The following is a 26,496-nucleotide window of genomic DNA, read 5'->3' as shown; positions in this document are numbered from 1 at the left end:
CTATTTACCGTCTACATAGTCTTGTAGATAAGAAAACCTATCGGTTAACTTGCCATCTTTTGTCATTCTAGCACGTTCTAACACTCCGTCTTTATCCTCATTAAAAAAGGCGGGGATTACGTGTTTTATAAAAGACTGTCCAAAACCTACGCTTGCATCTCTTGGCAACTCACATGGTAAATTATCTACAGCCATAACTGCTATGGCATTAGGATTTTTATAATCTGTTTCTTCACCTGTTTCTGGATCATAACCATACACAGGATCTGCAATGGTAGATGCTTTAATGGTTGTAGCTACAGGGCCGTTAATGTCGCAACTAATATCTGCTACAACCTTTATTTTAAAATCGGTATGTTTTGCATCCTCTTTTGTAAATAAGTATGGTGCTCCGTCTCCGTAAAAATGCCCTGCTATATATATGTCTGACACTTTTGCAAACCTAAAAAAGTTAGACTTATATTCTGATGGATTGGTAAAAAACTCTTGCTTGTTGCTACGCTCACCATCTTTACGTTTGTTGTAATCTAAAACGTCTATTTGGCAATAAACAGGAATATTAAAACTTTTATTTAAATAGTCTTTTAAGCCTACTTGCTCTAAGCCCATACCGTCTAACATTTCCTTGGCTCCGTTACCCACACGGCCTTTACCTGTTAGCACAATTTTAATATTTGGTAATTTTATTTTTTTTAATTGGGTTATTAACTCTTGCTGATCTTTTAATGTTTCGGCTTTAGGTAAGTTGTAAGCACCGTATTTTAAACCATAAGCTCTAAAACCATTGTATGCACCAACAATACCCGCGTATTTACCAAAAGCTACTAAGCGTGTGTTTTTTTGACTTACTATAACTTCATGATCGTAAAACTCTATATTTTTTTCTAATATAGCTTTTAGTAAGTCTCTGTTATAGGGTTGTTTTTTTATGGTATGCGAAAAGAAAAAATACTTTTTATTAGGTATTAATGCGCTTATAGGTACTTCTTTAACACCTACAAGAACATCACAATTTTGCATTTGGTTGGCTACTGTAATATTTTGCTCTGTGTATTCTGAATCATTATAAACCCTAATATCTGACGGTTCTACTATTACTTGAGCTTGTTTATAGTTTTTTATAACCTTTTTGCAAGCTTCTGGAGATAATACCACACGACGGTCTGGCGGGTTTTTACGTTCTTTAATGATTCCGAATTTCATAGAAAATTGTTTTATAACTTAAAATTTAAGTATAGTTGTAAATGTAACATATGACAAGATGACAAACAAAACTTTTTTTGGAATACTTTTTGAATTACCTTTGCCGACCGCGTTAGGGATAGTAGCGACATCTTTTTTAAGTTTTATAGCTATAAAACTTAAAAAAATATAGCGAATAGCCCGTTAAAACGCCATAATAATTACTGTAATATTGGGGCCGACTGGTTTTGACAGCGAGATTAATTGAACAGTAAGCACGTCGTGTAATGGCATTGAAACACGTTAAAGGCTAGACCAACTTTTTAAACGGCGAGAATAACTACGCTTTAGCTGCATAATCTGAATTATAGTAAGATTAGCCTAGGTACACAAGGTGTACAAGCTTTATGTCTCCAGAAAGCCTTGATTGACGGCGTTCTATTTTGAGGCATCGTAAATGTCAATATAGATTAGGCAGTGCTTTGTTGCCTTTTTGAAACTAAAGAAGATAAGTTATAAGTAGGTTGTCTTTAACCAGCTTATAATCGAAAAAACAAGAAAAGACTAAGCGTGTAGAAAGCTCTTTGGTTACTTGTTTGGACGAGGGTTCGAATCCCTCCGGCTCCACAACAACAATTAGGTTGTAACCTAAAAAACCTGCCCATTTATTTGAGCAGGTTTTTTTATGTCTAAAATTAGCTTTATTTAATGTTACTGCTACATATACTTAAATATTTGTTACTTATAAAAAAACCATAAAGTGTTGTTTTACAACACTATAATTTAATTAGGTGAGTCTGTATTTATTACCCCGTTTATACTTTTATATTTTTTGTATGAGACAATTTTTCCGGTATCATAAACATATTCATCATAATAATCTTGTGTAATATGGTACACAAAATAATGTCCTTGGTAGGGTTTATTATTTTTGTATTTACACGTTACAAATTTGCCTGTAAGCGGATTTAAACTCATATTTAACAGCAGTACATCATTAGCAAACGTATTTTCTGCAATTAATTTACCTTCATAAAATATGCTTTGTACCCCGTCTTTTTTTCTGTTATTATAATACGTATGTGTAACTTTTAACCAACTCTTTTTAATATCTAATCCATTTATGGGGTCAATGCCTTTATAAATACCAAATCCTATTTTTTTGCCTTTACTAGTGTACCAATACACACTATCTTTTTCTTTACCATATACTGTAGTTGCCAAAGGGTAATAATCATTTGGAGATAAAAACTCAATTCTTTTAGCAGTTACACCATTTTTATATAAATATTTAACTGTTGCTGCTTTATAAATGCCATTGTATATTTTGCCATTTTTGTATTCAGTTGTATACTCTATTTTACCGTTTTTTAAGTAAACAATACTTGGTCCGTTTAGAACACCATTTACATAATTTGCGCTATTTGTTTTTCTTCCTTTTTCATCATAAAAGGTTACTTTACCTTCTATAACTTCTTTTTCTAGATTAGAAAAATGACCATTCATTTGTAGCACTCCATTTATATAAAAGTCTTTTATATGAAAAAGAGAATCGTTCTTTTTGGTAACAACTCTGTAAAACTGTGCTTTATCTTTGGTTGTTGTTTTCCAATCTTTATCAAAATAAATTTTTGATTGACTATAGGTATTCTGAAAAAGGAAAAAGCACACCAATACTATTATGGCATTATTTAAACCTCTTTTTTTTATAGTATTCATCGTAATTCTTTTTTTAAATTAAGTTGATAGTCCTTTTAAGTTTACCTCATCTACTAATTTTAGTAGCTTATACTTTTTAAGCAAGCCAATTAAATACTTACCCATTTGTTTAGAAACACTACTTTTATAGTTGTTTTGATTTTGCACATTTTCTACATCTATATTTCCTGTAATTGAAGAAATATGTACTTTACCTACTATTTTACCATTATGATATATTAGAAATACTAAATTATAATGATGCAACAACGCTCTAGATGAATTGTACGATTCTGGACTTTGCAGTTTTTTTATAAAGGTATGTTGGTCTTTTTTATCTAATACAGTATAACCCAATTCTTTTTTATACTCCTTAACTTTTGTACCTGGGTTTGAAGTTTCTTTAGTCTGTATATGCCAAATTGAAAACTGAATACTATCTACTTTAGTCGGAATTAAATTCTTTTGCAACTTATTTGCTTGAGAAAAACAAAAGGAAGAAATTAATAATAAGCATACAATTAGTACCTGTTTCATATTTTATAAATTGCTTAATAGGATCTATCTCATTAATTTAATGCTAAACTAAATTGTGGTTTAGGCTCTTGGTATGCTTTAGACATTACCATATAATTTACAATGCCTAACTCATTATAAACAAACATAATACTAGTTGATTTAAAAACATACTGTAATACGTAGTTACCCTCACTTACTGGCTTACCAAACTTTTCTTTTATTTCTATTGTGTTAGACTTACCTAGTATAATTCCGTTATAAAACTTTGCTTTTGCTTTATCTAAAGTTATTCTGGTTAATACTTGCTCTTTAGGCTCTGGCATATTTTCTACCCAGCTTTTATTAAAATTTAGTTCTATACCTAGTGTATCATTTTTTAGTCTAATACCGGAATTCCACATTGGACTAGAGTTTCCACAACTTAAACTAGCGTTTTTAGTTTCTGTAAAAGCTACTTTGTTTTGTTTTTTAAAGTTTGAATAGGTTAACGAGTCAATTTTTAAATAAGATATTGTAAAGTCTTTATTAATACGTAAAGTATCAGTCAACTTTACACTAGAATTAGCTTCTAGCTTTTCTAATTCTTTAATTTCCTGTTTTTCTTTACTACCACAAGAAATAAGACTAAAAACCATTATACAGAGCAAGCCAATCTTCATTTATGTATTATTTTAATTAAAACAATAATACATACAGTTGTGTAACTATCAACGTTACAATTAATATTCGTAAGGGTGTGTTGTATATTTAATCTGGTTATTTAAGTCCTTTTGAGTTCTGCTCTTTAACGACTCCGCCTACCAGTATACCAAGCACGCCTATAATTATATAGAATGGTAATCCTAAAAGTAGAAATAAAGGAAAATCCGTCCAACTACTTACAGAGTATATTATTAAAAATAATAGTGTCGAAAAAAAAGGGTAGAAGAAAAGTTTTAGTTTAGATCTGTAAATACCAGTAGTTGCATAATAAACAGGTACTAAACTTATAATTGCAGGTACAACAAAAATGAAAATAAAGTTCTCACTAGAAACATCAAAACACTCCCTTAAAACTCTTAAAAAAACTCCGTAAAGCCCAGTTAATAGTATACCTGAATAACTGTGTATTTGTATTTTTTTTATAGGCATAGTTCTAAAACTAACTACTTACACTGCAAAAAACTTACTCTTAAAACTGACTAAGCTGTTCTACAAAGTAATTTTTTAACGTATGCAAACGAGAAGTTAAATTAGTATTTACCTCTTCTATATTTGATATATCTGTAATAATATACGAATAAAACTCTAGTTCATTTTCACTTAATTTATCATTAACCTCATCTCCAAAAATTAATTTTTTTAAAGCTGCTGTTTTGTCAGAGGTTGTACTCTCTTTGTTATTTCTTTTTATACGCTCTAAATTTTCAATAAGATTTTCAACCATAAGATCTCCATTTTTAAAATCTTTTATGGCATACGGATTTTTTGCCATAGATGAAATCATAAAACTAATATCTGCGTAAAGGTCTTTTGGATAAAAATTTGTGAACGCATCTAAAACTTCTTTACATTTTTTAATATCTCCTACTTTTTTGTAATGATTAATAAGAGTTTCATAAGAAGATGCATAACTTATTAAGACAGAAAGCTCAGTTTTTGAGCTATTTTTTGTGTTTTTGTGATATTGAAAATTATCTACTAAAACAGCATAGGTTTTATCTGTATCTATACCTGCTACATACTTATCATTTTCTATTTTGTTTTTAGGATTAGCTGTTATTTTATATGCAAAACCAGATTTCTCTAAATAGTTAGATACTACAGGCAACTCATTAAATTTACAGTAAACAGGTCTTGTTTTTATATTTGAGGCTATAATATCTAACGCAAGTAATTCTCCCTTTACTATATAATTTGTTTTATATGTAAGTTTTAAGGTGTCTTGGTTAATAGCAATAGCTATTTTATTTGTAGACAATTTAGCATTCTCTTTTGCTGCTTTATAAACAACAGATGAATCTTTTTCATTTATTAATTGTAGTGTGCTTTTTAAGTCTAAATACTTATCATCATTTTTATTGCTACCTAAAACTATATAAGATAAATTTTCTTTTGCATATGCATCTGGTTTTAATGCAAACTTAATTGGTGGTGAAGCTAAAACCATATCATCTCTTAAATGATTTACATAACTGTTTTGGTTTAACAAACTTGTATTTACAATAGCAACATCTTGGCGGTGTTTTAGCTTTGCTTGTGCATACATAAACGGAAATGTATCATTATCACCTGTAGTAAATAAAATTGCATTAGGTTCTAAGGAGTTTAAATAGTTTTTGGCATAATCCATAACAAAATCTGTATACAAATCCTCTGGTAAAAATGCTAAAGCCTCTGCCTGGTTTTGGTAAATGCTAAGGTTTAAATAAGCAGTAACATACTCGTTATCTAATTTATTACAAATGTTACCTACAACTGTTGGATAATCTGGATTTTTTTGACAGAGTATAGTAAAACTCTCTATAGATTTCTCTACATAATACATATACTTTTTAAGCTGTTCTTTTGTAAATTGATTTTTACCAGACTCTAAAAAATTAAATTGATTTTTAGGATTTCCAAATTCATAACTATTATTTAATAAATGACTTGCACTGGCACTGTATGCTCTTCCTAAAGCATAGTATTCTAAATCTGTTAAGTCCTTTTTTTGCTCTAAAAAAGCAATAACATCTTTGGTCCAACCCACATAACCATAATAAGGCAACACATTAAATCTTTCTTTATAAAAGTATGTTAAATGATAATTTGCATACTCGGTATTTAACACTTTACCTTTAGGAAAGCTTAAAACTTGGTATTTATTAGTAGGTGCATCCCAAAAAAGTTCTGGTTCTTTATAACCTTCCGAATCATAGTTATATTCTTGTATGTAATAACCTTCCTTTTTTTTAATAAATCTAATATCACTTGCATCTTGCCCGTTAGGCAAATCATAATCTGTAAAAAATGTGTTAACTATGTTTTTATAAGAAGGGAATTTATGTTGTGCACTCTTGCAACTAACACAAAAAATGAAACACAATAAAAGAATGCTTTTTTTAATCATTAGATAAATTCGATTTTTTTAAAATATATTTTTGAAGTATACCAATACTAACAATAGTAAACCAACAAAAAAAACAACAATTAATATTCGTAGGCGTTTATTGTATATTTAAAACAATCTTATTAGTTACTTTTAATAGCTTATTTCCCTTACTTCTAGTTTACCTATATCATTTTTATTAAAGTAATTTTTAGACAATCTTTTGGTCCAATTTCCATTTTTATCAAACGCTAGATACTTGTATTTTATATGAGATATAGTATCCTTATTTTTATTCAAGGTTACTATATTATTTATAAATTTATCATCTGTATAATAATAAAAATGTGAATCTATTTTATCCCCGTTTACAAGAGTTACTTTAGAAAATCTATCATTTTGCTTTTCAACTCTAATAGAAAATAATAACTCGCCATTAGGTGCAAAAGATTCCTCTAAAATTAATGAATCAGACACATACTTTATTACGCTTTTGTTGCGTAAAACATTGTCTTTACTGTAATGAAAAGACTCATAATTTTTAGCTTTTGTATACTTAGTTATTGTACTACTAGTTTTGTTATTATCTGGGTTTAAAGTAATGCTTTTAGTATACCTTCCTATACTATCAAAACTAACAATTACGGTGTTTAATATACTAAGCTCATCTTCTTTAATTGATTTACTAGTAAAATTAGCCTTATATGTTTTTTCTTTTAAAGTTTTAACTATACCTGTAAGTTCAAACCTATTCCATTCTCTTATGTCTTCTGCTTTAGTTTGCTGTTTTACAAAAGAAAAACTTAATAGTAGAACTAAAAGTAATGTAATTAAAAACTGTTTCATTATTTGTGTATGTTGTTATTCTACTTCTTTTTAAAATGAATATATTTTTCTCCGCAATCATTTAATTTCACATAATAATTCATTGCATTACCGTAATTCTGAATTGTTAATTCTCCTGGACTATAGTAGCACTCTACACCAAGCTTACGCTTGCCTATTTTTTTAAGCTTTGTATATTCCTTTTCTTTTTCTGGATCTTCTTCAAATAAGTCAATATCAAAATAATCTTCAGCATATTCAATCTCTGATAGATTTATATATAAACCATCTTCTCTATAAAAATTAAGTTTGCCTTTTAAGTTTCGTTCTTTAGATTTATAGGTGTAGTAGTACTCCCCTTTAGACTTTGTAAACGTAAGCGTTAGGTTGCACACGTCATTGTAATATTCGCCCAGTATATCTGCTGGCAACGGAGTTACTTTTTTAGCTGCTTTTGTTAAAGCTAAAGGATATTCTTTTTTATTTTCTGCGTTTACCCACGTTCCTTTTATACCAGAATCATTAATTTTTCCTTTTATAATTGCTAGTGTATCATTTTTATAATTTAGCTCGTACCCAAGCAAACTATCTGCTACAACTGTACCAACTACTTTTATATCTACACCTATTTTTTTGTAATAATAAAATCCACTTATGTGTCCTTCATCATTATTTATATGAAATGCAACATCTAAATTGTTGTTTATTTTACCTGTATAGCTTCCTAAATTAATGTCTTTGTTTAATGGTTTAAATGACTCTTCTTTTTTACTAACCTCTTCCGTTTTATTAGAAGTAGCTTCTGTTACTTTAATATCTTCTGTTTTGGTTTTCTTGTCTGCACAAGAAACTAAAACTATTGCAAGTAATACAAGTAGTATTTTTTTCATTTTCATAAAAGATTATTGTTTACTTATAACTTATTTAGCGTTATTCTTGATTTTGTTTTTTGAGCAAACTTGCTTCTCCAATCGTTTATATTAAAATTGTTTCTTTCTTGAAAAGAAGATGTTTCCCAATACATCATTAATGCGTAATTCTGCTCTAGTAACATAGCCTTGTTAGTATCCCCTATTTCATAGAGTTCTGTAAAAATATCTTTAATTACTTCGTAATTTTCATTTTCTTTCTGACCTCCAAAATTAAGATCTAAATTTTTTCTATTTTTAAGTAAAGGATGATTCTCTAGCTCTTTTACTGGCGTACAGTTTTTTAGCAATCTTATCACATTTTGAGAAGGAAACTCTATAGCCCAATTAGAAATTACTGAGTTTATTATGCTTTTCTGAAAATCTAGTTCATTACCAATTCTTTTATATTGTGATGCTAGTTTAAACCAGTTTTCGCTTAGTTCTCCAAAACTTTCTGTACTCATTTTATAAAACTCAATAGCTTTATTTACATTGTTCTGCTTTAGGCATTGGTTTCCTTTTTCTAGATAGTTGTAAACTAACTTTTCATCTTCAATTTCTTCATCACCATAATCAAAATCATTTAATTTATACCATTCTAAAAACTTATCTAACGATGAGAAACTAGGTTTAATAATACCTTCATCATGGATCATTTCGCAAACAATAGGTTCTTTATCCTCTTTACCAAACTCCCAATACAATCCAAAATAATCTCCGTTGCCCAAACTAGCCTCATAAAAATGTAAAAAACCATTTGGAGGGTACACACCTACTTGTACTTCCTTATCTAAAGATATTTCTGCAATATTATTTGGTAGTTTCATATGGCGCTATTCTGCTTTAGTTATATTTTTTTATCGTTTTTATTAATCGATTTTTTTCCTGTAGCCCATATACGAATTACTTCATTTAAAGCTCCAAACCCTATAAAACCCAAAAACAATCCTATTGGCATACCAATTAAAGTTTTCCAAAATTCTTTAGGGTTCATTTTATAATCTGGTAAGTAAGCCCAATATAAAAATGCAGCAAAAAGGATTCCCAAAATTACTACCATTCCATATTATATTTTTATCATTTTAAAACTCCTCTTACAAATAAAAAAATACCCAAAGCGGTTATACCAAAAGAAATGGTATTCCATCCAGTTTTTGATAGTAGTAAAATACCAATTACTAACAAAACTATACCAACAATTCTGTTGGCTTTAGACTTCTTTTCTGCTTTTTCTACACTCTTTTTTAACTCTGGTGAAATTGTAAACAAATGCTCTGTAAAATTATTCATCATTTGTCCAATATTATCGGCGTTATTTATTACTGTATCTCTAAACTCTTTATCGCTTTTTGCTTTTTCATTTAAAGCAGCTGTTAACTCGTTTTGCAAACCTCTTGCTACTGCTTCGTTCCTAAAAATGGTTAATTGCTCTTCTGTAAACTTATCTATATTAAAAACAATTACATTTAATAACTCTTGTTTTGGTAAATTTTTTACAGAGTCTATAATACTATTTTTTCTAGCATTATTAGCTTCTGTAGCTTCTGCCAATTGCGACTCTAGACCTCTTTTGTGTATTTCTTCTGTATAAGCTCTACGCTCATCATTACAAAGGTCTCTATGCAATAAGCTATCAAAAAGCACTTCATTAGAAAATTTTTTAGCACTACTTTTAAAATCATTATAGTTCATAAGTTAGAATTGGTTATTACTACAATCTAAAACTACTTTTTACCATATTTATTTTCTATTAACAGCTGCTTTAGCCCATTCTGCAGGTCTATCTCCAAAACATTCTAATATAGCATCTACGCCAATAACTGTACCTTTTGCTAACCTACCAAGTAAGGCTATTGGTAATTTGTTTTCTGTGTCTTTTTCTATAAGATACCCATCTTTAGTTGTTTGTACCCCAAGATTATCGCTTACTATTTTTATAGACTCATTATAAAGCAAACTTTTAACTAAGTCAGATTTAACTGCTGTAATATCTGGAGCATCTAAAACTGAATTTATCATTATATTGGCAACTATATTTTTATTTTTGGATTTTATAATCCACCCATTTTCAGACAACTCAATTTCAGGATTATTTACATATTCTAGATTTAGAATTTGCGCATCTACCAAAGCTAACATTTGCTGAATACTTTCTACAGGTGGCCCATAAGAATACCTTTTTATTTGCTCATCCAAAGCAATTATATTAGCAAATACCTCATTACTAAAATTATTATATGAGAGCTGTTTGTAAATTGATGGCTGACAATGTCTCCAAACCTGTCCAACACAAAAGTCTAAACTTATTGCACTTGTAGCTGTTGCCATATCTACATAACTATTTATCAAGGATACAATTGGTGTTTCTGTAGGCAATATTAGGCTATGCTTGTAATTTTGATTCGTTATCCATTTAAATGCGGCTTCTTCAACCTGTTTAAACGTATAATTTTTATTTCCTAAAGTATGTGGTAATGAGGTATAAATACTTGCAACAATTGGCACTATAGCAGACACCAAAAAGTCTACTCCTTTAGCATTACTTTGAGCTGTTTTATCTCCTATTTCTTTTTCTAAATTACTAAGCTGTTCTTTAGATGGTTTGTATAAATCATCTATAACCTTGTTTAAAGGTTTAGGAACCGGTGGTAAGCCATCTAATGAAAAAGGCACTATTACCGTATTTGCATTTTTATTGGCAGTAAACTGACACTTTTGGGTATGTTTATCTGTGATTTTAAAAGTACCTTGTTTAGCTAATACACCACGCATAACATCTAACATTGCTAAACCAAACCCCCTAACACCAATATGTGCTTTACATTGTGTATTGGTAACATCTATATAATTTTTAACAGGATAAGGGTCTAAAAAAAGATGAACATTAGAGTTATTTTTAAAATAACTGTTCCATTTAATTAGCTGCTCAGATAATTTTGTGGACTGGTGACCAATAGTAAGCAGCACCTCATCCAAGCCTGTAAAATTCTGATTTTCTGTTGTTAATCTAACTTTATTATTAGCTAATACCTCTATACTTTTTACATTCTGATTATATAATGTAGCTGTTTTATTTAGTAAAAGTGGTGTAATTAATGAAGTAAACCGTTCTTTTAAATACGCTCCTATTTTTGCCCTTGGAGGATATATATCTGGTTCTGAGCTCCCTATTTTATCAAAGTTTAAATTGGCCCAGTGGTGATATGAAGAAAAACCTGGAATAATAGTACCATTGTATACTACCTCATCTCTTTTAGGCAATGTAAGTATACGCTCTGTTATATTTATCCAGTTAGATTTTACTTGCGCTGTACTGTATACTTGTCCGTTTCCAAAATCGCCTGTTACTTCAAACAGCAACAGCTCTAACGTAGTTTGGCTTTCTGTTAAACTTAATTGTGTTATAAAATTTTCTGCCGCATAAAGCCCTCTAGGACCTACGCCTACTATTGCCAACTTTTTTTTAACCACCTTTAACTGTTTATTTATAAATTCATTAGTATCTTATTTTCTAAAAATAAAATAAGTTAATTAGTCATTAAAAAATAAAAAATTATAGCAATAGTAACTAAGACTATTAAATAAACCCATTTTTTTGTGTTATCATTAGTTTTTATAATGTGTGAAGCAACTTTTCTTTTTGGCTCATTATCATTTTTATCATCCCTATTTTTAACATTTACCAAAGAAAACTCTTTATCTATAACCGTTTCTTTAGTTATATCTACTACAAACCTACCTTCATCATCGATATTCTCTCCCAATTGCTCTGTTATTTTCTTGGCTGTTTTTAAGTCAACATTTAAAGCTTCCCTTATTTGTTCAATAATTTCTAATTTATTTTGGCCAGTAAACTCAATTAGATCTTTATTTAGAATTTGTTTTTCTTCAATTACAATAGTTTCTTCGCTTCGGGAGTCTCTTTCTGCAATATCTAATACTTTATTATCATAATAAGTTGGATTATCTTCTAAGTTTTCAACGATATTATAAGCGTCTTTAAGACCAATGTTTACCTGTTGGACAATGTAGCTAACTGCTTGTAATTTATTTTTAGATATTAACTTAATTAAGTCTTCTTTTTATACTTGCTTATCGTTAATCTTTAAATACATTTATTTAATTTAAAGGCAGAATAAATTATTGTATATTAATAACTATTACTTTCCACACCAGCGTTCCATCTTCTTACAAACTCATCAGACCAACTGTCCCAACCAATGGTTGCTAAGGTCCAGATAGTAATACCCAAAATAATTAAATTTAAAACTATACCTATAATAGCAATTACTTTCCCTTTTTTTACACTCTTAATATTATGGTATTCGTCTTGGTTTTCTCTGTAAATACGCTCAGATTTTTTAGCAAGAAAATATGAAATTAAAGCAAATAGGATTGAAAAACCACCAAAACAAAATAGAAAACAACTTAACATTGCTAAAAGATAAATTAATTTACTGTTGGGTAATTTCTTTTTTTCCATAATTAATGCTCTAATTAAATACTTAATTTAAATGGTATAGTACCAAGCTAAAAATACTATTTTTTTTATACATTTTTAATATAGGTTATTTTAAATCTGGCTGAATCCAATCTGCATTACGAACAAATAATATATATTGCGCATAGTCTGTAGTAGATGTACCATCAATAATATCATAAGCATCCCAAATAGGTATAAGGTTTTTAACTTTAGTACCTCTTGTAGAGTTTAAGTAAGGTGATCCCTCTGCATCTAGTTTAAGCAAACTTATTGTATTTGGTACGGTTACTTTTTTATAGTCTGCAATACCTTTTATATACATAAAAAGCCTACTGTCTTGTGAATAATTAAATTTTGTAAACGCTTTGCCTTTATCTTGCATAAACTTTGGTAACGCTCTACTATCTACAGTTAATTTAGAGTCTACATACATTGTATTTAGGCTAACCATTTTGTTTGCGTATGGTAATGTAGTGTCTTTCTTAATTCGTCCCGCAAAAGTATAATTATAAGCTTGTAGTGTATGAGAAAAACCAAATCCGGCATAAATATTCTTATTTCCCCATTCATTTTGTGCATATAATCTTTTAAAGTTTTGATACATAAACTTATCCCTGCTTCTTGTTTTACCATAATTAGAAATGTTGTATTCTATATTTTCTAGTAAATTAAATGTGTTTTTATCTAGTTGTGTTTTCTCTTTTTCTAGAATAGCATTGAGCTTATTTTTAGACCAAAAAATTAAAGAATCTTTAGTGTTAGGAATCTCTCTATGATATTTTTTAGGTAGCTTTTCTTTTAATAGTTTTTGAGTTAGTTCAAAGTCCACAATTCTATCAATTCCTACTAGTTTAAATTTAGAGGTCTCTGGGAGTTGAGCATAATATGTTCTCATATTTTTCCATTTATTTCTGTATTGCTTAGAAATGCTTCCTATGTAAACTGGCCATTTTTTAAGTATGTTTTTAAGCTCTAATTCATTAGAACCTTTTATATATTCTTGTAAATAATATCCTTGGGCAATGTCCATTTCCGCCAAGTAAACATCAATTTTTATTTTTTCATTAAGTTGACTAAATAATGCAAAATCAATTCTTGGAGATGTTTCAACCTCGTGTACTTCACCAACTAAAAAGAGTTTGTTTTTGTAAAAATCTTCATCTAGTGAATTAAACTGAAGTGAATCTTTCATTTTAACTACCTCTGTATTATTTTTTAAATAGTTTACATATTTACCAGAAGAGCAACTTGTTAAAGATAGTATTGAAATGGCTAGGATAAAAAGTATACGAGTTTTCATTTGTTTGTTTTTTAAGTTCTCAACAAAGAGAAAACATAAAAACAATAGAAAAAAAAGAGTGTGATTAACTTGAAGTTTTTGGGTTAAATTTGAATGGCCTGGGCTAATTTTGAAGCTGTTGGGACGAATTTGAAAGCCTTTTTTTTAAGGCTTCATAGTAAATTTGAGAAATTGGTATTGTTTCCTCGGTTGCAGATATTCTTATAAAACGTTTTCTTGCATTGCCTTCTACAGTTTTTAGATAATCTAAATTAACCAAGTAAGAACGGTGCACTTGCCAGGCTTTAGGAAGCTGTTTCATTATATTAGAGAGTGTGCTCCTAAAAGTTTTTTGCTGCATTCCGTTTTCTGTATTGTAGTATACATCTACATAATTTTGTTGCGCTTTTGCAAAAATAAAATCCGATTCAAAAATGGTTAAGGTTTCAGACTTATTATTGCCAACAATAGTTATGGTTTTATTTCTTTTAGTATTTTCTTTATTATACAAAGGAACCTCTATAGAGCCAAATTTAGAGCGCAAATAAAGCCAAAAAGGAACCACAATAGGTGTAAATGGTATTCCAAACGATTTTATAAAACCCCATATTAATTTAGACGTAAATGAAGATAAACCACTAACTACATAAAAGTGATAAAAAAAAGCGAAAAGAAATACAATAAAGGCAGTTGCAATAATATACAAACACTCATTTAATACAAACCATCGTTTTGTTTGAATTTTATAAAAGTAATTTTCAATAGGATGAACAAGCAGTATAGGTATTATTAGGCAAAATGCATAACCAGAAAGAATTAAATATTTGTATGAAAACTCGTTATTACTATCAAAGGGTTCTAAGGCTATCAATAAAATTGAAACAAATGTTCCTAGCAATAACGCAATCATAAAAGTATGTTTCCAATTTTTAGAATATGCTATTGTTTTATTTAGTGTAATCATTGCTTTTATATCATTGTTTTTTTGTGCCAAATACTACAATTTAAGTATGTTTTACGCTTATAGTAGTAATAATTATTCTAGTTTTTTATTTGAAAGGTCAAAATTGTAGATGTCATTTTTTTTATTTTTTTAAAGCACCAATATTGCTTCTTCACTTAATTTAAAGTCTTTTACTTTAGCTATTTAGGTTTTGCTTTTAAAAATTGATTTAATTCAAGCGTTAAGTTCTTTTTTGCTTGTTTTTCATAAAGTTGTTTGAAATAATCTGTTTTATAAATAGAATCCAATTCCAAAATGCTTTTAAGTACTTTTTTTCTTCCTTTCTTATACATAAAATCTGGGTAGATTCTATATTCTTTTCTGATGTTCTCACTATATTTTTTATACTCTTCAGTACTTTTACCTAATACTGAAAGATCTAAATCTAAAAGTATGTTTGTATCATTGTCATCTGATAATTTATGTTCTTTTGTTGCCTCAATTTGCGCTATACATTTACTCAATTTGTTAAATGAAGTTTTAGCAATTCTATTTTCAAACCTTAAAGCACTTTGATGTTCATTATCGCTTTTAGTTGGTTTGTAAATAATGTCATGATAGTAGATGGCAAATAATAAGCAGTCTAAATCGTTAACTTCTGATTGAATTTTACTTAATTCCGAAATCATATTATCTAAATGCTCAAGATTATGATAATGACGAGATTTAGACAAATAATTGTCCTCAATTTCAATCCAACATTCCAAATTATAATCTTCATTAGAAGAATATTTTCTAATTAAATTTAGGAATTTTTGTTTTATCATCTCGGTTTTTAAGGTTTTGTTTATATCGGTCTCGTATAACCGTCAGTTACGGGATTAAAGTTAATGTTTTCGGCTTATCACAGACTTTAGCAATTCCGAGTAGATTAGGACCTAGCCTCCCGAACTTTAGGGACGCCGTAATTGCGGTTATACATATTCAAACCAAATTGTTTCTGAATTTCGGTCAATCGCATAGTCAATAAATCTTTTGAAATTTCGTAAGTCTTGTCCAAAATTATTTCCAACATAACCTTCTCCTTTGTCTTTATTGAAGTCCGAAAAATAGTATTCAGAGTTCATTGAGTCAAAATCCGTTTTTATTAATTTTTCGTACAGATTATCAATATTTTCCAGTTTATTGATTAAGTTTTCTACAAGAACTTTTACTTGGTTTATATTTCCATTTAAATCTTCTTTTCTCTTTTCGAAATCAGACTTTAAACATTCCTTTTCTTCTTCATTTTCCGCAAACTCAATCATATTGACTTCTTCCTCTTCGCTTGGGTATTCGGTCATTTTGTACAAATGAGATATATTGATATTCGTTATTTCTCCAATTTGGTCAAATTCAGATGTGTGTTCAACTACTCCTGGTCTGCACATTAAATTACAAAATTCTCTACTCAGAGAATAGAGATTGCTATTTTCAAAGTATTCTGACGTGATTACTTCACTATCATTATTTACCATTAAATTAATGTCTAATCCCATTTTCTCAAATTATGCGCAACGGTCTTGTATAACCGTCAGTTACGGGATTAAAGTTAATAATTTTCGGTAAAGAACTGACGTTAGCAATTCCGAGTAGATTAGGACCTAGTCTCCCGAACTGTCAGGACGACGTAATTGAGGTTATACAATGTTGGCATTAGTATTTTATTCCACATTGTCTTTTACAACTTTTGTTTTCGATAAAAAATCGTGAATTCCGTTATTAACAAATAGAAACGAAAGTCGGTCAAATGGAATTAGTCGGCAAAAAGTCCGAGTCATTATATCTCCGTCTGTCGGTTTTTCTCTGTTCATTTTCACAACTTTTGTTTTGGTTACAAACTTTCCAATTGTTTTTTGAAATTTAATTTCCATTATCGCATAGTAAGCTATAAAAGTTCCAAAAATTAAAATATAACCAATTAGTGAAATCATTCCTTGGTCAGTCGGTTGGACAAAAAGTCCGATTACAAAACTGATAATAAATGCTAAAACCAACCATACAATAAAGTCAATCAGTAAATTCACAAATCGAATTCCAGAACCAACAACATTTGAGTCAACTTTTTGTTTTTGTTCTTTTTCGGCTGTTGCTTTTTCTCGGATTTTTACGAATTCAGATGTGTCTATATTCCGTTTTTCAACTTCCGCATCTGCTGCTTCGATTGCAGTCGTATTGTATCTTTCTCTTTCAACTGTTACAATCTTTATTAATTCTTCATCTGTCCTCTCGGACATTACTTTAGCAAATTCGTTTTCCATTAGTTTGATGGTAGGTTTATATTAATGCACAACTAGTTAGTAACCGCAATAATTACATTTTCCTACAATATAAAATTATTTTTTTAGTGCAATTACAGAAGTGTTTTAGTGAAAAGTTAATGGTTTTCACCTCAGTCCTTTGTTACCACCCTTATTTATTCCGTATTCTTTCAGAACGTTCTTCCATTTCATTTCCACATTTTGAGGAATTAAAATACTTTCCTCATTCGCTATTTTCTGTCCTTTTTCTTTGTTAAATGATAGAAAATTAAAACTTCCTTGTATATAATAGTCATTGTCTTTTATTATCAATTTTCTATGTGTTCCTGTCATTTTATAGTTCTCTTGTTCTTCAAAATGAGTAGGTAAATGGATTAAATGAAAATTATTTTGGTATTTGCTTTTTAACTTTCGAAGTTTTTCAATTGTTCCGTAATGATGTTCATCATTACTTTCAATTCCATATAATATGATAACATTTACATTTCTTTGTAATGCTTTCTCAATGCTAATTATATATTTTAAAGTAGCACGTTTTACCCAAGGACTTTCTATTAATATTTTAGATTTAACTGTCTTTAATGCTTCTGCAAATTTTTCTTGCGTTTCCCAAACCGAAAGTGCTTGCGTTTCGGTTATCTTTTTCTCAGTTTCGGTTACTTTAAACTCTTCTAAAAGTTCACTATTATTATCTTCTTGAATTTTTGCAAAACTTGTTCTATCGGAAGTTGTAAACTGATATAATATACTTGGATATTTTTCAGATAGAGATTTTGAAAGGCGTTTTTCTTTTGAAATATCTTTATCTGTATTTCTAACTTCAATATATGGTTCTAATTCACTTTCTTTTTCCTTTATTGGAATATATTCGATTAAATAATAATCGTGATTTTCCTTTTTATCAAACTTAATGTTTGACTTGTCGTAATCAACTAAATATGCTTTTCCATTATTCTCTCTTTTATAAATATCAGAAAGTTGTTCGTTTTTATTTTTAAGCAATTCAGGATTTTTGATTGAATAATCTATCTCTGAATTTAATTTGTTTTCAATACTTTTATCGCTAAATAATCTAAAATTCTTTTGAATGGCTTCATTTGATATTGCATCAATTAAAAATTCAAATTCTTCTTCTTCAAGAATTTTTAAAATGCTATTATCTTTTACAAATTCTTCTCCTTGTTTGGTTACTAACCAAATACCTGAAGCAAAATTTACGAAGCCTCTTTCACGCAAAAAGTATAATTCCCTTAATATAAAGTCTTCTTTGTTAAGACCTAAAAATTTGATTAATTGTTCTTCTTTGTTATAACCTGCTTTTATTGTTCTTAAAAAAACAGAATACACTTGTTGTATTGATTTTTCAGGCGATTTATTTACAGTCGCATTTATACGAACTCGTCTGTAAGGATATGCAAATTGGATAATTTCATTTATCTTATAATCGCTTGGACATTGTTTGTCTAACTTTTTATGTATTTCTTGTATGTCCATTAAAATATTTGTTCTACGTTTTTAACAATCCAATCTTTCTTCAATTCACTTAAATATTTTTGCAATGCTGGTTTTTGATTTGTGTTTTCCAAATCTTTTGGTGGTTTAGCACTCAATATACTATCTAAATTACCAACAATAATTAATAGTTTTTTTTGTCTTGATAAAGCGACATTTATACGATTTGCATTAGATAAAAATCCTAATGTTTGTTGCTGACTTCTTACTAAATCAAAAATTATAATATCCTTTTCTAAACCTTGAAATTTATCTACAACAGATATAACTACATTGTTAGATTTTACATTTTTTAGTTTACGATAATCAACTTTATTTCTTACAACTTTTCTTATTTCTCTTACTTGTGCAGAATACCCCGTAATAACACCAATTGTGTAATTCTTTACTTTATCAAACCTCTCTAATTTATTTAGAAGTTCTGGAATTAATTCAGCACTTAATTTATTTCTTGACGAACCATTTCTATCAATTTCACTTTTATATGAATTACCAATGTCAAGGAAGATAATTGAACTATCAATTTTTAAATCAAGATTATGTTCTTTTTCTTGCGGTCTTTCAACTGGTTTTATAGGTTCATCTCCAAAAGGTTCGTAAAAGCATTTTGAAGTTAGTAAAACTTGGTCTTTTGAACTTCTTCTACATTCTTCTAACTGACTTTTAAAGTCATCATCAATTTTTGTTATTACTTGCTCAAATAAACTTGGTCTATTAAAATAATCATCCCAACTATCAAATTCATCCGTGTCAGTTTTAAACTTTTCTCTTAACCATTTTTCAACTTCACGATTTGCAGTTAGCATTGGTCTTAATTGCCTATGGTCGCCAACAAGAATTAATTTTTCGGCTAAAACTGTTGGTATTAATGCTTCTGCTGTGGTTGCTTTTCCACTTTCGTCCATTATTACATAGTCAAATTCAAAATTATATTTTTGATATTTTTTTGATGCAATATGATTAGTTGTTGCTCCAATTACTCTAATGCTATCTATTAATTTTTGATTTATATTGCTATTCTCATCTAACGAACTAATTGTTGCTAACCAATCTTTAAATATTTGTTGTTTTAAAAAATATTCTTCAAAATTTACTTTTACAAAACTATTGATTGATGTTATAAAGGCTGTTTCAGAAGTTAAAGATTTTTCTAAACCTTTAAACATATTGAAACGTTCTAACATTTTTTCTATTTGTTGCTTTTTTACTTTCCATTGTTTATTGGAAGAAAGAATTTCAAAAATTGGTAATAGAATAATATTCTCTTTTTCTAATGCCCTTTTAAATTGTTCTTTATATAGTTTCCAATTGGCTTTAGCTTTTTTTCTTACTTCTTCTTTCCAACCTTCAATTTTTCTGTCTAAAGTATGTTTTTGCAAACTTGCTTTTGGTTTTCTAATGCCACTTAACCGAACAATTGGAATTTCTTTTTCCAATAGATTATCTAAAACATTATCAACTGCATCATTTGTTTGAGAAGTGATTAAAATTTTAGCATCAGGATTTTTATTTAATATTTGAAATACTGTTTCTGTTATTACAGTTGTTTTTCCTGTTCCTGGTGGACCTTGAATAATTGTTAAAGGTTCTCTATGAATTGCATTTAGTATTGCTTTTTGTTGATTAAAACTATATACAAAGTCATTACCTTTTTCGTCTGTTTGATAAACATTTGTTAGTTCCTGAAAATCAAGATATTTGCCTTGCAAATCAGTAGGATTAAAAACGTAATGTATTAAATCTCTATTTTGAACTTCATTATACTCTACTTTTCGTATTGCTTCTAATTGTCTTTTCTTTTCCTCTTCTTGTTTACTGATATTTTCAAATATGTAACCATTTTTGGGGATTTTTTCAAAATCTAATCGTTCACAATCCTTAAATTTTAGAACTCTTGTTTTTGTATTGAAATCATAAGCAACTCCCGAAAATTTCATTGGGTCTTTCATTTGTTTTTTATCGGCAGTTTCACTTACGATAAATTCAAAATCTTCTGGACTTGGTGGTGTTGCTTTGTCAATATGAGAAAAAATTAAACCATTCTTGCTGAATTTTTTATTGTCTTGAATTTTAAATAAAATTTCATAATTTCCTTTTTTCTCAAAACTTACAAAACGTAACCTTAATGAGTTTTTTTCTAAAACTTGCATTTCTTTGGTTAGTAAATCTTTAAAGAATTTCAATTCTTTAGTAATCTCTCTTTTTCCTTTTCTATATTCGCTTTCGTGTTGTTTTTCTTTTTGTATTTTTTTAAAAAAAGGTGTTAAGTTATGATAATCAATTTGGCGGTATTGAGAAGTAAAAGATAATGGAACATTAAACTTCTTTCCATATTTTGAAATTCTTGAATGCTTCTTTTCATCTTCTATTTTACTACAAAAATTACGAATTGTCAATTCATTTTCATCTATTATCCATAAACAATGTACAATGAAAGAATTAGTAATTATATCAAGTAGAATTATGTTTTCATTTTTAGAACTACTCCAAACTTCAATTTTAATGTTTTTATCATTTAATTCATTAATTAGTTCTTCATTGTTTTCTCCTGAAGTATAGATATAGTAATCAGAATTGAATGAAATACTTTGATAAATTTTTAAGAGATCTTCATTAAATTGATTGTAGTTCAGTCTTTCATTAGGTTGTGTTTCACAACATTTATCTATTAACTCTTTGATACTTCCAAATTCGTTAATTTCATTTTGTGTAAAATACCATTCAATAACTTTTCCTATAGAATAAATGTCTGATTGATAAGGAAATCCCTTTGGGATTTTTCTATCCCATTTTTCAGGTGACGCAAATTCTTTTGCGAAAATTTCTAATTCTTGTGATTGGCTTAAGGTTGCAGAAATATCTGAAATTCCGAAATCAATTAAGTAAAAATCAAAGTTTTCATCTACAAGTATATTTGCAGGTGTTATATCTCCGTGAGTAAGTTTATGTTTTTGTTGCAATTGCTGTAAGCAATTTGCAATTTGTTCAATCCCTTTTAAAAAATGCGTTGGTTTAATTTCAAAAATATTTTCTTCTAAAGAACTTGCGTTTTTATTTTCAAATATTATGCAATACGCGCTTTGATTTTCGTCCCATTCGTATTCAATAATTTTCGGTAGGGAAGCGTGAAATGCTTTTTTTAAGTGTCTTAATTTGCTATAGAGAATTTTACTCGGCTGTGAATTTTTCTCAATTCCTTTTATCCATTTGGCAAAATAAATTTCTCCACTTTCATCTGTCACTTTAGCGGTTGATGAATAACCTCTGTTTTGGATTTCTCCGCATAGTTGGTATTTGTCTAAAATCATTCAATAATATTCAGTTTTTCAATTTGAGTACGGTTATTCTTTGATGGTTCACAACGTTTATGTATAAGAAACGTAAGGCAGGTGATAAGCACTATCGTTTCAGTTTGTCACTTAGCTAAATATAAATATTTTGTTTTAAATTTTCTCTTTTAAAAGCCAAAATAGACCATTTCGCTATCGCATAATATTCTATTTGGCGGTCTTAGTAAATAATTCCAAACCAATCGAATTAGCACTTACTAGCTATGTTTTATACACAGCGTTGTAAAACGTTATTTTTAATTTCACTTTTTAAACTCGTAGACATCAACTATTGTTTTATTAAGTTGGTCTTTAGATATGTTTTTTATTACTTTTTTAGTAAAGTTAGGAGTTTTAATATAATATGAGAATTCACCTTCGTATGCACTTTTATATTTGATTTCTAACTTGTTATTATCTTCAATTAAATCTAAATCAGTAATTCCACTTGTACCCCCAAAAGACATTAAACTTTCATCATTTAAAAAAGCTTGGAAGTAATTAATTTTTTCAGAAGCAATAAATGAAGCATCTGTATTACCTAGACTGGTATAATTTTCTTTTAGCTTCTTATCCTGTATATAAAACTTTGAAGTTACTTTTCCAGAATCTTTTCGACTTGAAAAATAATAAAGAGGAATGTTTAAACTTGAACGGGTCAATGAAAAAGTAAATTGTCCATTGCTTTCATAGCTACCTCCATTTCTTTTAAATTCTAATTCAATATTGTTTTCACCTTCTTTTAGGATAAAAGCAAGCTCATCTTTCATAAAAGAAGGCATATTGTCTAACCCTTCTTTTAAGGGGTGATTTTCATTCATAATTTTAAGATTACCCACATATCCATTTTTAATACTTACTCCATTTATTTTGAGGTGTACATCAAATAAACTATTATTGCCTCCAACTAAGCACTTCACAGGTTCTAAATTCTTATATGTCATACTTAAAAAAGTAACTGATGTAATCAATATTAGAATAAATTTATTTTTCATTTTTGTTCATTTGTTTTAATGTTTTAGAACGGTTGTGTATAAGAACAGTAGGGCTGAAAATACGCTGTTATCATTCTGTTGAGCTACAAGCCAAATTTAAAAATTTGGCGACCTCGAAATATACCCAAACCATTCAGTTTTGCTAAAATTGCCCTATTGTTTTTATACGATGTTGTAAAACGTTATTTCTCAAAATGGTAAATCATCAGCCGAACTTATCGTTGTTGGTTTACTAACTCTTATTCCACTAACATATTCCTTCCAAAAATATCTTCCCTTTCTTGTAAAAACATAATCTAATGTTTGTTCTTGTCGGTCTTCTATCTTTTTGATAATGCCAGCATAAATGTACTTTTCAATTATAATTTTATTGATTTTATCGGGAACAGAATTGTTTTGGCTTACTTCGGCACCAACTTCTTCAAAATATTCAGAGTAATCCTCATTTCTAAATTCAGAGTATTCTTTATTTAGTTTCTGCTCTTCCTCCAAAGTGAAGCTCAAATTTGTAGCATCAGTCGAAAGTTTCTTTAAATTATCGTAGTCTGTTGTAAGTGTCTCAACTTTAACTTGCAAGTTTTCTATAATTTCGTTTTTCTTTTCAAGTGTCAAAGCCATTTGCTCCATTTTTTTATTCAAATCCGCTTTTTCTCTATAGTTCGATTTAATTTCTTCAATCTCGCTTTCGCCAATGGCCATTTTCTTTCTTCCTTCTATATCGTGCATTCTATGTTTAAATAAATTTTCTTTCCGATTTTTCAAAGCAAGATTTGAAAAAGTGTCAAAGAGCCACATTATGTAGGGTATTACCACTATATAGAATACTGCTATGATTAACGGTAAAAATAATGTCAACCATAATGAACTATAATCAGTTTCTATTTTTTGAATACGTTCAGCAATGCTCTTTTCAGAAAACAAAAGTGTAATAATTGGTCGCCAATTTATTCCAATCCAAGCAAAAACAAATGCTCCAATAAACGGATTTTTCAACCGGTCTTTTGAACTGTCAAGAAAAGCGTTTATTAGATTTCGCATAGTTTTTTTCTAATGTTTTACAACTAGTTAGTAACCGCAATTAATTGCGTTTATTCTGCCATATTGGTGGTATAAACACAATAATTACTTTTTCCTACAATATAGAAACATTTTTTGTAGTACAAATACGGAAATGTGTAATTGGGTTAAAAAAGAGTATAAATGGCACAAAAAAACCCATAACATACAGTTACGGGTTTTAGTTTGTTTTTAGTAGCAGTCCATTAAAATATAACCTTTGTTTTGGTAGTAACTCAGTGGCTTTTTTAGGTGGTTTTTACAAATGGTATCTAAAACCGTAGTAACCTCTTTTTGCATACCTATAGAGCCGCAAATTAAAATATAACCTTTGTTTTTTATAAGTTGGGCAACTTCTTTACCATTTGCCGCTAACAGGTTTTGCACGTATACTTTTTGGGCTTGTTCTCTAGACAATGCCAAATGTAAAGAGGTTAGGTTACCTGCTTGTTGCTGTGTTTCTAATTGGTTTTTGTATAGCTCAAAAGATGCTGCTGTACGCCCACCCCAATACAGGTGTAATTTTTTGTGTGCAGTGTTTTGGTGTATCATCCCTAAATAAGGGCCAATACCTGTACCAGTTGCTATTAACAGGGCTTCTTTTGCTTTTTTAGGCAAATGAAATGCTTTGTTTTTTACTATACCACAGCTTATTTTGTTGCCCACAGCAAGGTTTTGTAGCCTATTAGACACACTGCCTTTTTGATGACGTTTAACGCTTATAACAAGCTCGTTTTTATTCCACTTACCAATGGAGTACAAACGTTCTCTCTGGTCTTTTTCGCCCAAAATAGAGAGTAAATCTCCGGAGGTAAACTTTACTTTTTCTACTGGTTTTAGGTATATACAAAAAGTATCGTCCGGATTATTTTCTGCCTTGGTGTGTTTGGTTACAGTAAAAGCATAGGTTTTACGTTTCTTTTTACTACCAATAGCTTTTGGTAAACTTATGTTTAAATTTTCTTGCTTGCTCCACGCTAACAACCACTGGTTAAAAGATTCTAAACTTTGGTTGTTTATGGTAAACACATCTGCCAAACGGTTATTGTTTGGGTGCGCTTGTAACATAGTATCTACATCATAAGCAAACTTGCAATAGTCTGGGTATGCTAATGATCCAAAACCTACAACCGAGTAGTTAAACTTTGCGCCTTGTTGGTGCGTATTTAAAAGTGCTTTAAACTTTTTAGCATTTGTTGGTGCTTCTCCTGTGCCATAAGTAGAGGTCATTACCACCAAATGCTGCATATTTTTATAGCTTTTGTAGCTGTTTAGTTCTGCCAAATATGCTTTTTTACCCAAACGTAGTAACTCTGAGTATAATGCGTTGGCAAAATAAAAGGTGTTTCCGTTTTCAGACCCAATAAGAATTACATAATCGCAATTGTCTTTTTTATACTTGTTTTTTATTCTAGATTTTCTGCGTTTTAGTGTAATGCTAAAGCCAGAATACATAAAAAATAAAATACCAATAGAGGCTAATAACAAAACTATACTCCATACTATACTCCCCTGCCCTGTATGAAAAAGTGTACTGTAATAAGTTAATATTACATAAAACGGATAGTTAACCTGACTAACTATATCTCCATTAAATTGGTTTATTAAATACTCTTTATTTGTTAATTGCACTAAAAAGTAACTCTCTGGAAAAGGTGCAAAAGGGTACTCTATTTTACGAACTTCTGATAATTTTATATTTTTAAAAACCTTAAACTCAGATACAGGAATAACTGGTTCTTCTGCAAACAAGGTATCTTCTTGGTGTACAATTTTTGCAGACGGTATTATAGAAAACTGTTCTAAAGACAAATACACGCCTGTTAGCGTTACTATTAAAATAGGAATAAGCAACCATTTACCAAAAACCGTATGGTAATACGGATTAAAGCTTTCTTTAACTATTGGTTTAAAAAAACCTTTAACACCACCTTGCTTTTTTAAGATTAAAAAAATACCGCTAATACTTATTAAACAAAGTAATAATGAAGACAAGCCTACAAAAAACCTACCAATGCCTTTTAAAAATAAGGAACGGTGTAAGGTAGTTGCAAATTTAAACACAGGGCTAGTTTCTTTAGGTGTACCTAAACTATCTCCTGTTTTAGGGTCTATGTATATTATTTTATCTGTACCATCTTTGGTAATAACAGATGCTGTAACCCAGCTATTTTTATCTATTTCTACAGAAATAACCTCTGCATACTTTTGCTGTAGTGTATGTGTAAATTCTGCAACAGTAATTTGGTCTAAATCGCCTGTAGTGTATGGCTGTATACGATTGCTAATTGGCTCTAACGCTAAAACAGAACCTGTTACGGCTGCCAATAAAATAAAAATAGAAGAAGATACAGCCAACACAAGGTGGCTGTATCTCCATACTGATAATGTCAT

Annotated in this window: 24 protein-coding genes and 1 other RNA gene; 1 reads left to right on the top strand and 24 read right to left on the bottom strand. The window is 29.3% G+C overall.

What is annotated here, in order from left to right:
- A complete protein-coding gene (locus CELLY_RS11350; RefSeq protein WP_013621824.1) occupies nucleotides 1-1,203 on the bottom strand; it encodes an NAD(P)-dependent oxidoreductase in 1,203 nt (400 codons plus the stop codon).
- Nucleotides 1,204-1,416: 213 nt separating this feature from the next.
- On the opposite strand from CELLY_RS11350, the gene ssrA reads away from it, so the two are divergent.
- Nucleotides 1,417-1,812, top strand: a transfer-messenger RNA (tmRNA) gene (ssrA, locus tag CELLY_RS16920).
- 153 nt (nucleotides 1,813-1,965) lie between these two features.
- Here ssrA and CELLY_RS11345 read toward each other — a convergent pair.
- From CELLY_RS11345 to CELLY_RS11235, 23 genes are all read right to left on the bottom strand, one after another.
- The gene (locus CELLY_RS11345) at nucleotides 1,966-2,901 is read right to left on the bottom strand and encodes a toxin-antitoxin system YwqK family antitoxin (RefSeq protein ID WP_013621823.1); all 936 of its coding nucleotides are present in this window, start codon (nucleotides 2,899-2,901) and stop codon (nucleotides 1,966-1,968) included.
- Nucleotides 2,902-2,919: 18 nt separating this feature from the next.
- The gene (locus CELLY_RS11340) at nucleotides 2,920-3,417 is read right to left on the bottom strand and encodes a hypothetical protein (RefSeq protein WP_013621822.1); all 498 of its coding nucleotides are present in this window, start codon (nucleotides 3,415-3,417) and stop codon (nucleotides 2,920-2,922) included.
- Between the two features lie 32 nt (nucleotides 3,418-3,449).
- Nucleotides 3,450-4,058, bottom strand: coding sequence for a hypothetical protein (locus CELLY_RS11335; RefSeq protein WP_013621821.1), 609 nt, complete (start codon nucleotides 4,056-4,058; stop codon nucleotides 3,450-3,452).
- A gap of 97 nt (nucleotides 4,059-4,155) precedes the next feature.
- The gene (locus CELLY_RS11330) at nucleotides 4,156-4,530 is read right to left on the bottom strand and encodes a hypothetical protein (protein WP_013621820.1); all 375 of its coding nucleotides are present in this window, start codon (nucleotides 4,528-4,530) and stop codon (nucleotides 4,156-4,158) included.
- Nucleotides 4,531-4,570: 40 nt separating this feature from the next.
- Complete coding sequence (locus tag CELLY_RS11325; protein ID WP_013621819.1) at nucleotides 4,571-6,490, bottom strand: hypothetical protein; 1,920 nt, start codon at nucleotides 6,488-6,490, stop codon at nucleotides 4,571-4,573.
- Nucleotides 6,491-6,622: 132 nt separating this feature from the next.
- Entirely contained in the window at nucleotides 6,623-7,315 is a 693-nt protein-coding gene (locus CELLY_RS11320; protein WP_013621818.1) for a hypothetical protein, read from the bottom strand.
- Between the two features lie 20 nt (nucleotides 7,316-7,335).
- Nucleotides 7,336-8,190 (bottom strand): hypothetical protein, encoded by an 855-nt coding sequence (locus tag CELLY_RS16750; protein WP_148228904.1) that lies wholly within the window; start codon nucleotides 8,188-8,190, stop codon nucleotides 7,336-7,338.
- Nucleotides 8,191-8,207: 17 nt separating this feature from the next.
- Nucleotides 8,208-9,032: a hypothetical protein gene (locus CELLY_RS16745; RefSeq protein WP_013621816.1), complete on the bottom strand. Its 825-nt coding sequence runs from the start codon at nucleotides 9,030-9,032 to the stop codon at nucleotides 8,208-8,210.
- A 20-nt stretch (nucleotides 9,033-9,052) separates the two neighbouring features.
- Entirely contained in the window at nucleotides 9,053-9,265 is a 213-nt protein-coding gene (locus tag CELLY_RS11305; RefSeq protein WP_013621815.1) for a hypothetical protein, read from the bottom strand.
- A 17-nt stretch (nucleotides 9,266-9,282) separates the two neighbouring features.
- Nucleotides 9,283-9,897, bottom strand: coding sequence for a hypothetical protein (locus CELLY_RS11300; RefSeq protein WP_013621814.1), 615 nt, complete (start codon nucleotides 9,895-9,897; stop codon nucleotides 9,283-9,285).
- Nucleotides 9,898-9,945: 48 nt separating this feature from the next.
- Nucleotides 9,946-11,676: an FAD/NAD(P)-binding protein gene (locus CELLY_RS11295; RefSeq protein WP_013621813.1), complete on the bottom strand. Its 1,731-nt coding sequence runs from the start codon at nucleotides 11,674-11,676 to the stop codon at nucleotides 9,946-9,948.
- Between the two features lie 56 nt (nucleotides 11,677-11,732).
- Nucleotides 11,733-11,969 carry a hypothetical protein gene (locus CELLY_RS11290; RefSeq protein ID WP_013621812.1) on the bottom strand — a complete coding sequence of 79 codons (237 nt, stop codon included), beginning with the start codon at nucleotides 11,967-11,969 and terminating at the stop codon, nucleotides 11,733-11,735.
- A gap of 386 nt (nucleotides 11,970-12,355) precedes the next feature.
- Complete coding sequence (locus CELLY_RS11285; RefSeq protein WP_013621811.1) at nucleotides 12,356-12,688, bottom strand: CCC motif membrane protein; 333 nt, start codon at nucleotides 12,686-12,688, stop codon at nucleotides 12,356-12,358.
- A gap of 85 nt (nucleotides 12,689-12,773) precedes the next feature.
- Complete coding sequence (locus tag CELLY_RS11280; protein ID WP_013621810.1) at nucleotides 12,774-13,988, bottom strand: hypothetical protein; 1,215 nt, start codon at nucleotides 13,986-13,988, stop codon at nucleotides 12,774-12,776.
- Between the two features lie 103 nt (nucleotides 13,989-14,091).
- Nucleotides 14,092-14,961 carry a LytTR family DNA-binding domain-containing protein gene (locus tag CELLY_RS11275; protein ID WP_013621809.1) on the bottom strand — a complete coding sequence of 290 codons (870 nt, stop codon included), beginning with the start codon at nucleotides 14,959-14,961 and terminating at the stop codon, nucleotides 14,092-14,094.
- A gap of 149 nt (nucleotides 14,962-15,110) precedes the next feature.
- On the bottom strand, nucleotides 15,111-15,737 hold the full coding sequence (locus CELLY_RS11270; protein ID WP_013621808.1) for an HD domain-containing protein: 627 nt from the start codon (nucleotides 15,735-15,737) through the stop codon (nucleotides 15,111-15,113).
- Between the two features lie 147 nt (nucleotides 15,738-15,884).
- A complete protein-coding gene (locus CELLY_RS11265; RefSeq protein WP_013621807.1) occupies nucleotides 15,885-16,448 on the bottom strand; it encodes a hypothetical protein in 564 nt (187 codons plus the stop codon).
- A gap of 165 nt (nucleotides 16,449-16,613) precedes the next feature.
- Nucleotides 16,614-17,210: an RDD family protein gene (locus tag CELLY_RS11260; protein ID WP_013621806.1), complete on the bottom strand. Its 597-nt coding sequence runs from the start codon at nucleotides 17,208-17,210 to the stop codon at nucleotides 16,614-16,616.
- 126 nt (nucleotides 17,211-17,336) lie between these two features.
- A complete protein-coding gene (locus tag CELLY_RS11255; protein WP_013621805.1) occupies nucleotides 17,337-18,704 on the bottom strand; it encodes a phospholipase D-like domain-containing protein in 1,368 nt (455 codons plus the stop codon).
- Nucleotides 18,704-22,030, bottom strand: coding sequence for an AAA domain-containing protein (locus tag CELLY_RS11250; protein ID WP_013621804.1), 3,327 nt, complete (start codon nucleotides 22,028-22,030; stop codon nucleotides 18,704-18,706). Before CELLY_RS11250 ends, CELLY_RS11255 begins: the two co-directional genes overlap by 1 nt.
- A gap of 284 nt (nucleotides 22,031-22,314) precedes the next feature.
- A complete protein-coding gene (locus CELLY_RS11245) occupies nucleotides 22,315-23,046 on the bottom strand; it encodes a hypothetical protein (RefSeq protein ID WP_013621056.1) in 732 nt (243 codons plus the stop codon).
- A gap of 189 nt (nucleotides 23,047-23,235) precedes the next feature.
- The gene (locus CELLY_RS11240) at nucleotides 23,236-24,084 is read right to left on the bottom strand and encodes a hypothetical protein (RefSeq protein WP_013621803.1); all 849 of its coding nucleotides are present in this window, start codon (nucleotides 24,082-24,084) and stop codon (nucleotides 23,236-23,238) included.
- A 210-nt stretch (nucleotides 24,085-24,294) separates the two neighbouring features.
- Nucleotides 24,295-26,496 (bottom strand): PepSY domain-containing protein, encoded by a 2,202-nt coding sequence (locus CELLY_RS11235; protein WP_013621802.1) that lies wholly within the window; start codon nucleotides 26,494-26,496, stop codon nucleotides 24,295-24,297.

Source organism: Cellulophaga lytica DSM 7489 (genome assembly GCF_000190595.1).
GTDB classification, from domain to species: domain Bacteria; phylum Bacteroidota; class Bacteroidia; order Flavobacteriales; family Flavobacteriaceae; genus Cellulophaga; species Cellulophaga lytica.
The sequence above is the reverse complement of the archived record's forward strand: the minus strand, read 5'-3'. Positions and strand labels throughout refer to the sequence as shown.